This is a genomic window from Mucilaginibacter sp. P4_C11 (assembly GCF_056402115.1).
Window position 1 is genome coordinate 35,880 of the sequence record NZ_JBFUIA010000006.1, and the last position, 14,947, is coordinate 50,826.

10 protein-coding genes and 1 tRNA gene are annotated in these 14,947 nt (G+C 44.6%); 6 read left to right on the forward strand and 5 right to left on the reverse strand.

Annotation, left to right across the window (positions count from 1 at the left end; translation table 11 throughout):
- The first annotated feature begins 200 nt into the window (after positions 1-200).
- The 6 genes from AC1DU2_RS07110 to AC1DU2_RS07135 all read left to right on the forward strand — a co-directional run bounded on the left by AC1DU2_RS07110 (position 201) and on the right by AC1DU2_RS07135 (position 5,100).
- Positions 201-271: transfer RNA gene (locus AC1DU2_RS07110), tRNA-Gln, on the forward strand.
- A gap of 176 nt (positions 272-447) precedes the next feature.
- Positions 448-1,392: a ribose-phosphate pyrophosphokinase gene (locus AC1DU2_RS07115; RefSeq protein WP_477353987.1), complete on the forward strand. Its 945-nt coding sequence runs from the start codon at positions 448-450 to the stop codon at positions 1,390-1,392.
- A gap of 118 nt (positions 1,393-1,510) precedes the next feature.
- Entirely contained in the window at positions 1,511-2,095 is a 585-nt protein-coding gene (locus AC1DU2_RS07120) for a 50S ribosomal protein L25/general stress protein Ctc (protein ID WP_477383520.1), read from the forward strand.
- Between the two features lie 273 nt (positions 2,096-2,368).
- Positions 2,369-3,376 carry an aldo/keto reductase gene (locus tag AC1DU2_RS07125; protein ID WP_477383521.1) on the forward strand — a complete coding sequence of 336 codons (1,008 nt, stop codon included), beginning with the start codon at positions 2,369-2,371 and terminating at the stop codon, positions 3,374-3,376.
- A 40-nt stretch (positions 3,377-3,416) separates the two neighbouring features.
- Positions 3,417-3,887 carry an OsmC family protein gene (locus AC1DU2_RS07130; protein ID WP_477353993.1) on the forward strand — a complete coding sequence of 157 codons (471 nt, stop codon included), beginning with the start codon at positions 3,417-3,419 and terminating at the stop codon, positions 3,885-3,887.
- A 97-nt stretch (positions 3,888-3,984) separates the two neighbouring features.
- The gene (locus tag AC1DU2_RS07135) at positions 3,985-5,100 is read left to right on the forward strand and encodes a Fic family protein (RefSeq protein WP_477383522.1); all 1,116 of its coding nucleotides are present in this window, start codon (positions 3,985-3,987) and stop codon (positions 5,098-5,100) included.
- Between the two features lie 105 nt (positions 5,101-5,205).
- Here the strand turns inward: AC1DU2_RS07135 and AC1DU2_RS07140 are convergent, their stop codons facing one another.
- The 5 genes from AC1DU2_RS07140 to AC1DU2_RS07160 form a co-directional block, all read right to left on the reverse strand.
- A complete protein-coding gene (locus tag AC1DU2_RS07140; protein ID WP_477383523.1) occupies positions 5,206-6,579 on the reverse strand; it encodes an alpha-amylase family glycosyl hydrolase in 1,374 nt (457 codons plus the stop codon).
- A 42-nt stretch (positions 6,580-6,621) separates the two neighbouring features.
- The gene (locus AC1DU2_RS07145; RefSeq protein WP_477383524.1) at positions 6,622-9,075 is read right to left on the reverse strand and encodes a glycoside hydrolase family 31 protein; all 2,454 of its coding nucleotides are present in this window, start codon (positions 9,073-9,075) and stop codon (positions 6,622-6,624) included.
- Positions 9,076-9,252: 177 nt separating this feature from the next.
- Entirely contained in the window at positions 9,253-10,341 is a 1,089-nt protein-coding gene (locus tag AC1DU2_RS07150) for a SusE domain-containing protein (protein ID WP_477354003.1), read from the reverse strand.
- A gap of 14 nt (positions 10,342-10,355) precedes the next feature.
- A complete protein-coding gene (locus AC1DU2_RS07155; protein ID WP_477354005.1) occupies positions 10,356-11,834 on the reverse strand; it encodes a RagB/SusD family nutrient uptake outer membrane protein in 1,479 nt (492 codons plus the stop codon).
- Positions 11,835-11,841: 7 nt separating this feature from the next.
- Entirely contained in the window at positions 11,842-14,799 is a 2,958-nt protein-coding gene (locus tag AC1DU2_RS07160) for a SusC/RagA family TonB-linked outer membrane protein (RefSeq protein WP_477383525.1), read from the reverse strand.
- Between the last annotated feature and the right edge of the window lie 148 nt (positions 14,800-14,947).

A 14,947-nucleotide genomic window follows, 5' to 3' on the forward strand; every position in this document is an offset into this window, starting at 1 on the left:
CGTGTAGCAAAAGGCTTAATTGAGCCGAAATTAGCAAAAAACTATTATGATGCCGAAACCAAACGCCTTGCGCTAACTCTTTTTAATCATTTTTAGCTGTAAAACAGGCTTGTAAATACTTTTTTCAAATTCTGTTTTGAGAGTTAAAAAATCGTCTTATATTTGCATTCCTTTTCGGAGAATAAAACATCCAGGGAGATTGCCTGATAGTATAATGGTAGTACGACGGTTTTTGGTACCGTTTGTCTAGGTTCGAATCCTGGTCGGGCAACAAGAAATTTCGGATTTCGAATTTTTGATTTCGGATTTATTCCGTTTTAGAAAATCGAGGTCCGAATTGTATTTTAGGGGGTTGTTAACGGCCTGGTTCATTTTATTTTGGCTTGATAAGCAATTGAAAATTAACCAAATCCGAAATCGAACATCCGAAATTCAAAATTCAAAAAAATGCCATTACAATTTAATCCGGTTAAATTATTTGCAGGTTCGGGCTCAAAAGCACTGGCGCAAAAAATTGCTGAAGCCTATGGCCGCGAATTGGGCGATGTAGTACTTTCACGTTTTAGTGATGGCGAATTTCAACCACATTTTAATGAAACTGTAAGGGGATGCGATGTATTCCTGATACAAAGTACCCACCAGCCTAATGATAACCTGATAGAATTGCTGATGATGATTGATGCCGCCCGCCGTGCATCGTCGCATTATGTAAACGCGGTTATCCCGTATTTTGGTTTGGCACGTCAGGACAGGAAAGACAAACCCCGTGTAGCTATTAGCGCTAAACTGGTAGCCAATTTACTGGTTGCAGCGGGTATTAACCGCATCATGACCATGGATTTGCACGCAGCGCAGATACAGGGGTTTTTTGATGTTCCGGTTGATCACCTGGATGCTTCTATTATTTTTGTGCCTTACATCAAAAGCCTTGGCCTTGGTAATTTAACCATTGCATCGCCGGATATGGGCGGCTCATACAGGGCACGCAGTTTTGCTAAGTTTTTTAATGCCGAGGTTGTAATTTGCGACAAACGCCGTAAACGCGCCAACGAAATTGAATCAATGACCTTGATTGGCGACGTAACCGACCAGGATATTGTATTGATTGATGATATTTGCGATACCGCCGGTACACTGGCCAAAGCCGCAGGCTTAATTATGGAACGTGGTGCACGCAGCGTACGCGCGGTTTGCACGCACCCCGTATTATCTGGTAAAGCTTACGAAACTATCGAAAACTCGGTATTAACCGAACTGATAGTTACTGATACTATACCGCTGAAGCACCAAAGCCCTAAAATTAAAGTATTATCAACTGCTGAATTGTTTGCAAAAGCGATAAGTAATGTAAACGAGCACGGCTCGATAAGCCAGCTGTTTAAGGTAGATTAAGTAGTATGTCCATAGCCAATGGTTGATAGTCCATGGCGGTGAACGTATATTGAATGAATAAAGCAAATCCATGGTCTATTGACCAAGGACTTAATAAATAAATAATAAAATAAAAACAATGAAATCAATTGCTATTAGCGGTTCTCCAAGAGAGAACGTAGGGAAAAGAGACGCTAAAGAACTGCGTTACCAAGGCTTAGTGCCTGCAGTACTTTACGGTGGGCCAACCCAAACCCACTTTTCAGTGTCCGCAGCTGATTTGAGAGCCGTAGTTTACACTCCGGTTGTTCATTTCATCGATCTTGAAGTTGCTGGTGTTAAATCACAGGCTATTATTAAAGATTTGCAGTTTCACCCTTTAACTGAACAAATTATCCACGTAGACTTTTTGTTGCTTGACGAGAAAAAGCCTATCGCTATCGAAATCCCTGTTAAATTAACCGGAACTTCGCCAGGTGTTAAAGTGGGTGGTAAATTAGTTCAAAAACTAAGGAAACTGCGCATCAAAGCATTACCTAAAGATCATTTAGATGCTATTGAAGTAAGTATTGCAGCTTTGGAAGTTGGTAAATCAGTAAAAGTGGCCGAAATTAAATTGCCAAACTTAACTATTACCAATGCACAGGAAGATACTATCGTGTCTGTAACTACTTCACGTGCATTACGCCAGGCTGAGCAGGAAGCTGCTTCAGGTAAAAAATAATTTTTACCTCCTGGTAAAAAAGACGCGATCGGGCTTTGCCTGGTCGCGTTTTTTTTTGAGCAAGAATTTCTGTGGCAAAAGCAAGGGTTTTAAACGAGTGTTCTATCTGGACTTACCTTTGCATGTAAAGCAAACAAAAAATGACTTTATACTTCCGGCTAAAGACTTTTGACTTAACGTTAGCTGTTTGAATTTCGTAATATTTAGTTTGATACGTATAACCGCATCGCTTTGCAGGTTGTTTAAATTTGTATCAACAAAAACATAATACCTATGAAATACAGAAATTTAGGGAATACCGGCGAGAAACTATCGGCCATTGGCTTAGGCTGTATGGGCATGAGTTTCGCCTATGGGCCGATAGATAATGACGAATCATTGGCCACGTTAAACCTGGCGCTCGACCTCGGCATTAACTTTTGGGATACTGCCGATATGTATGCCAACGGCAAAAACGAAGAGCTGATAGCCAAAGTACTGAAACAAAACCGCGATAAAGTATTTATAGCTACCAAATTTGGTTTCAGGGTGCGGGATGTAAACGCCCCTTATGCAGGTAGTGGCACCTCGAATGTTTATTTCGATGCCTCGCCGGCCTATATGAAAACAGCCGTTGAGCAAAGCCTCAAACGACTAAATATTGATACCATCGATTTATACTACGCGCATCGCATTGATCCCAATGTGCCTGTGGAGGAAATGGTAGGAGCCATGGCCGAATTAGTTAAGGAAGGCAAGGTACGTTACCTTGGTTTATCAGAAGCATCGGCTGCAAGTATCCGTAAAGCACACGCTGTGCATCCTATTGCTGCCCTGCAAAGCGAGTATTCATTGCTTACCCGCGATGTAGAGAACGAAATATTACCGGTACTGCGCGAACTAAATATTTCATTGGTGCCTTATAGCCCGCTATCGCGCGGCCTGGTAACCAATGCCCTAAATAAAGAAGGACTTGCCGATGGCGATTTTCGCAAAACACTGCCCCGTTTTAACGAGGACAACTGGGACAATAACCAAAAACTTGCCCACGAATTTGCTGCCCTGGCACAGCAAAAAAATGTTGCACCTGCACAATTAGCTTTAGGTTGGGTGCTGGCACAAGGCGATGATATCATCCCTATCCCCGGCACTAAAAAACGCAAATACCTGCAGGAAAACGCTGGAGCTGTTGATGTGAAACTATCGGCTGCGGATTTGCAGGAGATTGATGATCTGTTAAAAAAATATCCTGATACCGGCCAACGTTACTATGAGGCATCTTTAAAGATGACCAATCTGTAATTTTATTTAGGGGTGTTTATTTTTATGGTGATATTAGATCATGAAAGATCATCACTATAAAACCACCATCACCTGGACAGGTAATACCGGTGCCGGAACCAAAGATTATAGATCATATGAACGTGCCCACACCATCAGCATTGATGGTAAGCAGGATATTTCAGGCTCCTCAGATCCAAGTTTCAGGGGGGATAAATCCCGTTATAGTCCAGAAGACCTGTTGCTTTCATCAGTAGCTGCCTGCCACATGCTGTGGTACCTGCACTTGTGTTCGGTGGCGGGCGTGGTGGTAATCGCGTATGAAGATAACGCAGAAGGTACTATGGTTGAAACCAGCGACGGCGGCGGCTATTTTACCGAAGTAATATTAAAGCCGGTGATTACCCTTAAAGAAGCCACTATGCAGGCCAGGGCGGATGAGTTGCACCACGAGGCTAACAAATTATGCTTTATAGCCAACTCGGTTAAATTCCCGGTTTTGCACCAGGCGGAGTATCGGATGGAGGACTGAAGGATGCCTTGAAGAATCAAATGCGGCGATTATGTATTTTATTCGCCGCATATTTGCGGCAAATAAATGTTATATTTACCGCAAATATGCGGTAAATATGTATATACATCAACTAAAGGCCTGGCCAGATTTTACCTGGGATGCGGAATTTGTGCTGCCTCAACTGGGGAATGTGCGACATCGGCAGGGCCTCATACTTGGCCAGATGAACGCTTTGGGCTTTAAGTTAAAGGAGCACGCGTTGTTGGATACTTTAACGCTTGATGTAACAAAATCGAGCGAAATTGAAGGGGAACTGCTTAGCACCGACCAGGTGCGGTCATCAATAGCCCGCAGGCTTGGAATTAATTTAACTCACCCCGTTAATGCAAGCAGGGATGTTGAAGGCGTGGTAGAAATGATGCTTAATGCCACACAGCATTATAACGAAATTTTAACAGACGACCGGTTATACGGATGGCATGCAGCCCTGTTCCCTACCGGGAGGACCGGCATGCACAAAATAACAGTAGGAGCCTGGCGAACACCCGATGCCGGGCCGATGCAGGTAGTATCCGGGGCAATAGGAAAAGAGAAAATTCATTTTGAAGCCCCTGACGCAACATTGCTTCCACAAGAAATGATTTTGTTTTTGAATTGGTTTAACGGGCAAAATGACCTTGATCCGGTAATTAAAGCCGCTATAGCGCATTTATGGTTTGTTACTATTCATCCATTTGACGATGGCAATGGAAGGATTGCCAGGGCGTTAACCGATATGCAGTTGGCACGTGCCGATAATAGCCCGCAACGATTTTACAGCATGTCGGCGCAGATCTTAAAAGAAAAGTCTGTTTACTATAATCTATTGGAAAAAACGCAAAAGGGAGATTTGGATATCACTGAATGGATCAGTTGGTTCCTCGATTGCCTTGACCGTGCGATGGATAGTACTGTACAAACTTTATCGGGTGTTTTTAGCCGCTTTAACTTTTGGGAGCGTCACGGAAATACGGCTTTGAATAGTCGCCAGCGGCAAATGATCGGCACATTATTGGATGATTTTTTTGGCAAGTTAACAAGTTCCAAATGGGCGAAAATGGCCAAATGTTCGGCAGACACCGCTTTAAGGGATATACAGGATTTGGTTGAAAAAGGGATACTTGAAAAAGAAACAGGCGGAGGCAGAAGTACCAGTTATATATTGTTGTTATCAGATGTGGGGGAGCTATAATACCCTTCCCCCTTTAAAAGTAAATCACCGCATCGCGCGGTGATTTACAAAACCCAAAGGGATCAGAGACCAAGCTGCCCTTTGATATAAAAAGTAAACAAGAAGTTATCTTTTGAGCGCCAGGTATTGATATGGCTGTATGGTTAATTGAGTGCCTAATGTGATGTTGGCTTTGGTAAAACCATTTGTCCAGGTGGTGCCTTGTAAGGCAGCCGGAACGGCGTAGGTAATGCTGCTGTTTTTTGAATTTACCAGGACCAATACATCATCCGCTGCCGTCTTTTTCTCGAAGGATACAATATCATTATCGTTATAAGCGGTTAATGTTCCTGTTTTAACAGCCTCGTGCGCCTGGCGGAAGGCTATAATCTTTTTGTATTCGGCAATCATATCCGGGTTGGCGGTATAATCTACCTTTACGTTGTTAAAAAAGTTGATGGAATTTGGATAGCCAACTTCCTGGCTGCTGTATATCAATGGCACACCATCCATATAGGCTGCCAAAACAAACGCGGCCAGTGCACCCTGCTTGCCTTTATACTCGCTGATGGTGCTGCCATCTGACGAGGCATTATCATGGTTGGTAATATACCTTAACTTAATACCATTGGCCGGTAGCGAAGCTTTTTCGGCAGTGTTTGTTGAGAATAGGGCCGATGGGTTGGATGTGCCTGCAAATAAGGTTTTAAGTGTACCGTAATAGCTGAACGCAAAATTCATCTGGAAACCCGCGCTTATTTCGGGGCCTTTGGTGCCCTCAGCTAAATAGATCAGTTTATGGGTGGTAATTTTATTTAAAGTATCTATTGCCTGTACCCAGAAATCATTAGGGATATTATCGGCAAAATCGCAGCGGTAGCCGTCGATATTGGCAGTATACACCCAGTATTTCATGGCCTTGATCATGGCGGCACGCATGCTGGTGTTGTTGTAATTTAAAGCGGCAACATCAGCGTAGTTTGTGCCTGGCGGAATAATGATATTACCCGATGCATCCTGCTGGTACCAGTCTTTATTCTGGATCCAGGCATTATCCCATGAGGTGTGGTTGGCTACCCAATCCAATATAACGGCTATACCCAGCGTATGCGCTTTGGCCACATAAGCCCGCAAGTCATCCAGTGTGCCAAAATCGGAATTTACAGCCGTGTAATCCTTAACCGCGTAGGGCGATCCTGAAGCTTTAAGCACCCCTACCGGGTAGGTTGGCATCAGCCATACCACGTTAACGCCAAGCGCTTTGATAGAATCTAAGCGGGCCATCGCGCTACTTAAGCCAACCGGCGAGTAGGTTTTTAAATTCACCTCGTACATCACAATATCCTTGGTTGCGGGCACGCCGGTAAAAGGGGTGCCGTATTGTGCAGGGTCGGTATTGGTTGGGGGTGGGGTGGTGCCGCCGTCATCTGTTGTTGGCGATTTTTTGCCGCAGCCCAGTAGCGAGCCTATCAGCATTATAAATAGAATTAAACTGTTCATCTGGTTTTTTTTGTTACTCTTGATCATACTCACACTTCCTTTTTAATAATTTATCTGGATGTTATTTGGTGCATTACTGATGGTTACCGTTTTTACAGGACTGCTATCGGGCCTGTTTATGCTTCCTTGCGGGTCGGTATTTGCTGCGGCACCTAAAAACGCGATGCTGCTATCCTGTAGCTTTAAATTGCGGTTGCCTGCTTTAACTGATGTTGATTGTTCAAAGCCGTGCAGCACCAGCCTGATGTATTTAAAATTGGTTTTAAAGCTCCCTTCTGCCTTCTCAAATGTGATGGTTTTTTTATCGGGATCAAAACTGATGACACGTTTATAAAAATCACCTTTCTGGTAGCTGAAGCTTTTGCCATCATCCTCGTAATATACAAAATGATTGGCTTTGCTTCCCTTGTATACATGCACGGCGAGCGTATCGGTAGGCAATTCCGCAGTTGATTGGGTAAGGGACTGCATGGGGATAATGCTACCGCCTTTTACGTAAACCGGCAATTTGCTAACCGTTAGCGGGATAGTTACCTCCTGTGCGCCTTTTTGTTCGGCCCCGGTGTACAGATCATACCAGCTGCCTTCTGGGAAATATACCTTGCCAAAAGCCGCGGTACTTTCAAAAGGGGCAACCATAAAGCCGTTACCAAACTCGTACTGGTTTTGGTAGGTGGCGTCCATTACTTTCGGGTCAAAAGTATAATTGATAGCCAGCGAGCGCATTACCGGCAAACCGTTTTGCGTCGACTCATAAAAGCTGGAGTATAAATAAGGCATTAACTGGTAGCGTAAGCTGATATAGTTTCTTGCAATGTCCAGCACATCCTCGCCAAAAGCCCATGGCTCGGCTGCGCGGCTGTTGAGGGCGGTGTGGTTACGATAGTAGGGGATAAATGCGCCAAGCTCAATCCAACGGGTATATAAAGACGTGGTGGGATTGCCTGTAAACCCGCCAATATCCATCCCAGTAAATGATACGCCGCTTAGGCCAAGGCTGTTCATTAAACGTACGCCCAACAACATGTGGTCTTCTTCGGCACGGTTATCGCCTGTCCAAATGGCCGAGTAGCGCTGCAAACCTGCATATCCCGAACGGCTTAAAATAAACGGGCGCTCTTTAAAGTGCTCCAAAGCGCCTTCGTAACTTGAACGTACCATTTCTAATCCATACACGTTATGCGCCTGTAAATGGGTAGTTGGGTGGCCGTCATAATCAAACAAAACATTATCCGGCATTTTTTGGCCCCAGGTAGATATTTCGTTCATGTCATTCCAGATACCGCTTACGCCCGATTTGGCAAAAAAATCGACCTGGCTGCGCCACCATGCCCGGCCTTTATCGCTGGTAAAATCGGTAAAGTTGCACCAGCCCGGCCAAACCTGGCCTGTGTATGGTGTACCATCGGGGTATTTAATATACACATCTTGTTTCAGGCCGCTTTCATAAGCAGGTGCACCCTTTTCAACCTTAATTCCCGGGTCTACAATAACGGTAAGTTTCAGGTTCATTTTGTTGAGCGCATCGGTGATTTTTACAGGATCGGGGAAACGGCTTTTGTTCCAGGTGAATAGTTGGTACCTATCCATGTAATGAATATCAAGAGTAATACCATCAGCCGGGATTCGCTTTTCGCGCAGGGTTTGGGCTATACGCATTACCTCGGCTTCGGGGTAATAGCTGTAACGGTTTTGCTGGTAGCCTAAAGCCCATTTTGGGGGCAGAGGCATGCGGCCGGTAAGCCAGGTGTAGGAGGCAATAATATCTGCCATTTTTTTATGGTAGATAAAATAGTAGTTCATTTCGCCGCCATGCGCGCCGAATGATGAGAAGCGGTTATTGCTGGCACCAAAGTTAAAGTCGCTTTGGTAGGTGTTATCCATAAAAATACCATAGTTTAACCCATGGTGAATGCCGGCATAAAAAGGGATGGTGGAGTAAAGCGGATCGGCCATGGTACTGTAGCCATATACATCCGAGTTCCAGTTGGTATAGGCATTGCCCTTGCGGTCAAGGTTGCCGGTTTTTTCGCCAAGGCCTACAAAATGCTCATCATCCTGCATTTTTTTATAGGTAGTTACCGCATCGTTTACCCAGGATGTGGTTAAACCAGGTTCGTCCTGGTTAATTATCTTGCCATCTATTGTATAAAATGTTACGCTGAAAGGTTTCTTTTGGATTACCGCTTTTAATGAGTCGGTGCTGATATCAATCTCATTATCCGTTTGGCTGATCTGCACTTTTACAGCCTGCGCTTTGCCAACCACAGCGTACGAAAAATCGGCACCCAATACCTTTTTATCCAACCGCACCCGAATGATGGATGGGCTGTAAACAGATACGCTGCCGTAAGCATTGGTTGTTTTTAAAGAAACTTCCTGTTGCCCTATGGTAACGGTTTCGATATTGCCGGGCGTTACTACCGGCGATTGCGCCATAACACATGGCAAGTTTAAAACGCAGGCAAGTAAAAGTGTGATCGTAGTAAATTTCATGTATAAAAGGGGGTGGTGAATTGTTATCGGGAAGGTAACTGGCAGTAAAAAATCAGGAGCCCGGCAAACCCGGTTACTCCTGAAAATCAACTAATGCACACTTTTAAATCCCGTTAACATACTCAAAGTATAATAAAAAAGGTATGATGTAAGGCAGCAAACGCGCTGCCTTACCGGTTAATTTTTCTTTAACTTAAAGTTGTAATTGTTTGGATCATGTAGATCCAGTGTAATGGTATAATTACCATTTGACGGTACAGTTAAGTTGCCTAACGAGCCGTTGTACGGTAATGCAGGGTTATCGGCGTATTGAATTTTGCCATCTGCTGTGATACCAAAATCAATAGCCCACTGGTTATTGGCCCTGAACTTAAACGAACCACTGGCAAGCATATTGGCTGTAACTGTCCATACCTGTTTAGCGGCATCGTAGGTCATTTGGGTATCATTGCTCCAGCCGCCTGGTGTGGCATCGCCAATTATTCCCCAGGTAACCAGGGTGTATGACCAGGTAAGGGTTTGCGGGTTGGCAACCAGTTCATAAACACCCGGGCCAGGCAAAACCAAATCGCCTTTGGTGCCATCGGTGGTTAATAAGCCCGCGCCGCCATCGCCGTAATTGATGTGGTTCCAATCGGGTGCGCTGGTAAACTTAAAGTGGTAGCTGCCGCCTGCAGGCTCATAAATATAGCCTTCATAAATGTTAGGTACCGATGCCGCTACTGTTCCAGCAGTGCCCGGCGACCAGCCCTGGTAATCGCCCGGAAGGTATAATACCGGGTAATTGTTGCTTGGTGGCAGGATAATTTTATACGGGCTTATAGTTAATGTTACCGCTTTTGAATAAGCATTTCTATCCTGGTAGGCCTGCACCCTGAACACCATTTTACCCACTTCATTTGGCGTAACGCCTAACGCAAGGGCAAGGGTGTTTAAATCGCTGCCTTTGTAGGTTTTGGTTAGTACATCGTTTCCAATCAATACCGATGTAGCGTTTTGCCACGCGGTTGCACCTACGGTATCGGCAGGCAAATCGGCCTGCAGGGTGTAGGTTACGTGCGATTTGTAAGGGTAAACTACCGCAGGCCAGGTAAAGGTAATTACCGACTGATCGTCGGTAGTAGCAGACAGGGTGACTGTGGTTGTTGAGGCTGTCATGTTACCCGTAAAGGCAACCGGTTTCAGCGTGGTCAACTCCGCCTGCTTATGGCAGGCAACGGTCACGAAGGCCATTGCTGCAAATGTTAAGTTGATTATTTTTTTCATCACTTTATGAATAATTAATAACCTGGATTTTGTTTCAACGTGGTATTGGCGTTAAGCGCGTCAGTCGGTATCGGGAACAGCATCCTGTAGGCAGGTGTAGTTTGAACAAAACCGTGCGGCAGCAAAAACTTGCCAAACCTGATCATATCCTGCCTGCGGTGGCCTTCCATGTTCAATTCAAATCCACGCTCATCGTAAATGTTATCTAACGTAGGCGCGGCAATATCACCTAAGCCTGCACGCTCCCTAACCAGGTTAAGGAATGGGGCAGCTGCGGCGGTGTTTCCTAAACGTACATTACATTCGGCCTGCATCAGCAATACATCAGCATAACGGTAAACCGGGAAATCATTTGATTCGCCACTGCCGTCTGATGGTTTTACCGGGAAAAATTTATCATCCCTGATGCCTTCATCGGCTCCGGCACCCGGATCGATTAATGAGGATACCTCTTTGGTGTAGGTAATGCCGCCTGCCTGCGCGCCAATGAGGAATTGTTTTTTCCTGATGTCGGCGTTATCAAACTTATCATAAAACTCAGATGGGATAATGGTGCCATTCCAACCTGCAAAACCAATAAGGGCTACGCCGTTGGGGCTGTTTAAGCTCCGGATGGTATAAATGTTACCGCTTATGATGTTTTGTGTAATGTACAATGCAAATATGGTTTCGTCATTAGGGCATACATCGCCAAAAAGGTCGTAGTATGAATTGCCTAAGGCGCTGCCTGTATTTGCACCGGCAGGGTGTAATGTATAACCACCCGATGCTACTTTGGTGGCAGCCGCCAGCGCCTCGGCCCAATGCGGGGTACCGGTATACACCTGCGCGTTTAAATAAACTTTAGCTAATACCATGTAGCCGGCCCATTTGTTAAAACGACCGTAGTAAGAACCGCCCCGTGTTTCAGAAAGCAGGTCGACATTGGCTTTAAGCTCGGTTACAATAAAATTGTAAATGTCGGCCCTTTTGGCCTGCGGAATTTTTGAAACGTTGGTGTTATTGTCTGTGTAAAAAGGTACATCACCAAAATCATCTATCAACAGGTAATAAATCCAGGCGCGCATCACCTTAGCTTCGGCAATTTTTGACGGATCGGCTTTGGCAGATGTAAGCTGGGCTATAGCCAGATTTGCACTATAGATGGTTGAATAGGCCCAGTTCCAGGTATTGTTAATAATACCCAGGTTAGGCAGTTCGGTACGGGTATACAGCTGGGCAAAATCAAGTTGCCAGTCGCCAGATTTGCGGTGAGGTATCACCTGCTCATCAGATGAGAAACTGTTTAAATCGTACCAGCAATTATCGCGGCCGGCATAGTTTGAGCCCCAGCTGCCGGTAATTTTTGAGTACACATTGGCTAACGCGTCATCAGCACCCGCCGGGGTTGAATAAAACTGGTCAGCAGCATATTTGTCATACACATGCTCATTAACCTTGGTACAGCTGGCAGCAAGGCTAATAATACAAATACTGATTAATATTTTTTTCATGATCAAATTATTTTAGAATAACATTTAAACCTAAAGAAAAGGTCCTGGTGCGCGGATAGGTACCGTAGTCGCCGCCCGATGAGCTGTCGCCGCTCACGTTTACCTCGGGATCAAGTCCTTTGTATTTAGTTATAATGGCAAGGTTTTGGCCGGTTACAGATAAGCGCAAAGCGCTTACGTATTTAACTTTGGCCAGGTTAAACCTGTATCCTAATGATAGGTTTTCCCATCTTAAAAATGATCCGCTTTCTAACCAAAGGTCAGACCCGTAAGGCGACGATTGGATATTTAATGGTACCGCGCTGGTAACCACGTTTGATTTACCAAGGTTTTCTAATAAGCTTAAGCTTTGACGAAGGCCATTGTAAATTTTATTACCGCCCGATCCGCGCCAAACCATTGATGCATCAAAGTTTTTGTAAGTAAAGCTTGGGGTAAAGGCATAAGTATATTTAGGCTGTGCCTGTCCTTCTTCATACCTGTCTTTACTTTGCGAACCCTGGTCAATGGTGCCGTTTTTATCGCGGTCAACAACGGTTTCGGCATTGTTGGCATCTTTGCCCAGGTGTTTTAAAATAAGGAAAGTACCTACAGGTTTGCCCACAACAAGGTAAGCGTTTGGTCCCCAGCCAACATAGTTGGTAGGTACATCAAACCCTTGAATATTGCCGCCTAATTTAAGCACCTTGCTTTGCAGCAATGAGCCGTTTGCAGCAAGTGTAAGCGTCATATCCTGCTTTTTGATAACCATATAGCTTAATGAAAGCTCAACACCCTGCGAGCGTAAGCTACCTACGTTTGCCAGGATATTGTTTACAAAAAACTGGCCTACAACAGGCACTGTGTAATGGTATAACAGGTTATCGGTAGTAGCCCTGTACACATCAAAAGTACCGTTCAGCCTATCGTTAAACATCGCGAAATCGAAACCGGCGTTGGCCTGTTTGCGTGTTTCCCACTTTAGGTTAGGGTTGGCATTTTGTGTATAAAAATAGTTAGGGATGGTTGTGCCGCCAAAAAATACCGAACCCGCCTGGCCTACCAAAGCAATAGAGTTTTGTGGTGAAATGCCTTGCTGGTTACCGGTAACACCATAGCCCACGCGCAGTTTAAAGCTGCTGAACAGGGTTTGGTTTTTCATGAAATCTTCCTGGTCAACACGCCATGCAAGCGCGGCCGAAGGGAAGTTACCCCATTTGTTATTAACCCCAAATACGGTTGAACCATCGCGCCTGATGCTGGCGGTTAGCAGGTATTTGTTGTTGTAAGAATAATGGATTTGGCCGATGTAAGAAATTAATCTCCTGTCGTTTTTGTATGACGAAATATCATTCTGCAAAAACTTAGAAAAATCGCCCAGTTGTAAAGCATTATAAGTAGCAAAATCGTTTACAAAGCCGCGGCCTTGCGCAAAGCTGCCGTTATAAGTTTGTGCCTGCCATTCGTAAATAACCGATGCATCAAAATGGCTTAAGCCAAATTCGTGCTTGTAGCTTAAGCTGATATCCATCAGTTTTTCGTCAACATGGTTATTGCTGATATTGGCAATACCTTTATTATCAATAGCGGTTGATATGGTTGATGTTGCCGGGGCGTAATAGCCGGTGTTGGTGTCAGATTTTCTCCAGCTGCCAAACCATCCTGCCGATATCCCTTTATATATATCAAGATCGCCCTTTAAACTGGTAAACAGGTTGTTGGTGTTCACATCGTTTTTAACGGTTTTTGCAACCGCGTATGGGTTAATGTACTGGAACACGTTAGGATCTGAATAATAGGTTCCATCAGTGTTGTACACAGGGTCGGTTGGTCTTGATATGTAGGTATTACTAATCAGGTTTGATGTAAATGCTGCGCGACCAATGCCAATAGGGCTGTACACATCATTGTTAATCCCGCTGTTAACGTTCATGGTGATGGTTAATTTATCATCCAACGCTTTTTGGGTAGCGGTAATCCGGCCTATATATTTTTTATAGTTGGAATTGATAACAATACCTGTTTGGGTAATGGCGCTTACCGAAGCACGGTAATTAAAACCATTGGTACCACCGCCAAATGCAAGGTTGTGGTTTTGGGTAACACCATTTTGCGTAAGCAGGTTAAACCAATCGGTATTTGAACCATGATTGGCCGCTGCTTCTACACCTTGTTTTTCGGCCTGGGCAGTCCATTGCGCAGCTGATAATAGTTGCAATTTGTGAGATATCACATCCAGCGAACTGTTTTCATTATATTCAACGCTGCTTTTACCGGCGGCGGTTTTCCTGGTAGTAATCAGGATTACACCCGGCGCGCCACGCGAACCGTAAATAGCTGTGGCAGAAGCGTCTTTCAAGATGTCTATTGATGCAATTTCACTTGGCGGTACCTGGTTTAACAGGTCCATATTGCCCTGGATACCATCAACAACCACCAGCGGATCATTACCACCCTGTAACGATGTTAAACCACGGATGCGCACTGTTGGCGCAACACCTGGTTCGCTGCCTACCTGGGTAATACTTACGCCGGCCGCTTTACCTGCAATTTGCTGTAAAGGGTTGGTAACCGAACCCGGGTTGAGGTCTTTGGCGCTAATAGTAGCAACCGCACCGGTCAAATCAGATTTTTTAACGGTACCGTAACCCATAACCACCACTTCGGTTAAGGCTTTCGATGAGGGAACTAATTGAAAAGTGGGATTTTCGTTGGCTTTGATTACCCGCTCCAGCACATCGTAGCCAACAAAAGTAACCTGTACGGTTAATGCCTGTTGCGCATCGCCCGTAAGCGAAAACATACCATTAGCATCTGTTACCGTTGTTTGAGATGCGCCTTTAACGTGCACTGTGGCGCCAGGTAATGGCTGGTTAAGATCATCAACCACTTTGCCCCTGAAAGCGCCTTTTTGAGCAAAAGAAGCTATCGCCGAGATTAAAAGGAGCACAGTCAGGCCGTACTTAAATAAGTAAACTTTTTTCATGTAAAATTGGTTTTAAAAATTGGTTTTTGCAGATGTACCATAGCTGGCAAATCCGAATCAAATAAAAGGAGGGAATTTTGGCTAATCAATAGCCCGAAGGGTCAATATAGAAAATATAGACAGAATAATATTGTTAATTACTTGATTA

What these genes read in the sequence shown, in the direction of transcription:
- AC1DU2_RS07135 (WP_477383522.1), top strand. Translation starts at nt 3,985, where the DNA reads ATGTATATACATCAACTAAAGGCCTGGCCAGATTTTACCTGGGATGCG.
- AC1DU2_RS07150 (WP_477354003.1), bottom strand. Translation starts at nt 10,341, where the DNA reads ATGAAAAAAATAATCAACTTAACATTTGCAGCAATGGCCTTCGTGACC.
- AC1DU2_RS07120 (WP_477383520.1), top strand. Translation starts at nt 1,511, where the DNA reads ATGAAATCAATTGCTATTAGCGGTTCTCCAAGAGAGAACGTAGGGAAA.
- AC1DU2_RS07125 (WP_477383521.1), top strand. Translation starts at nt 2,369, where the DNA reads ATGAAATACAGAAATTTAGGGAATACCGGCGAGAAACTATCGGCCATT.
- AC1DU2_RS07155 (WP_477354005.1), bottom strand. Translation starts at nt 11,834, where the DNA reads ATGAAAAAAATATTAATCAGTATTTGTATTATTAGCCTTGCTGCCAGC.
- AC1DU2_RS07160 (WP_477383525.1), bottom strand. Translation starts at nt 14,799, where the DNA reads ATGAAAAAAGTTTACTTATTTAAGTACGGCCTGACTGTGCTCCTTTTA.
- AC1DU2_RS07130 (WP_477353993.1), top strand. Translation starts at nt 3,417, where the DNA reads ATGAAAGATCATCACTATAAAACCACCATCACCTGGACAGGTAATACC.
- AC1DU2_RS07140 (WP_477383523.1), bottom strand. Translation starts at nt 6,579, where the DNA reads ATGAACAGTTTAATTCTATTTATAATGCTGATAGGCTCGCTACTGGGC.
- AC1DU2_RS07145 (WP_477383524.1), bottom strand. Translation starts at nt 9,075, where the DNA reads ATGAAATTTACTACGATCACACTTTTACTTGCCTGCGTTTTAAACTTG.
- AC1DU2_RS07115 (WP_477353987.1), top strand. Translation starts at nt 448, where the DNA reads ATGCCATTACAATTTAATCCGGTTAAATTATTTGCAGGTTCGGGCTCA.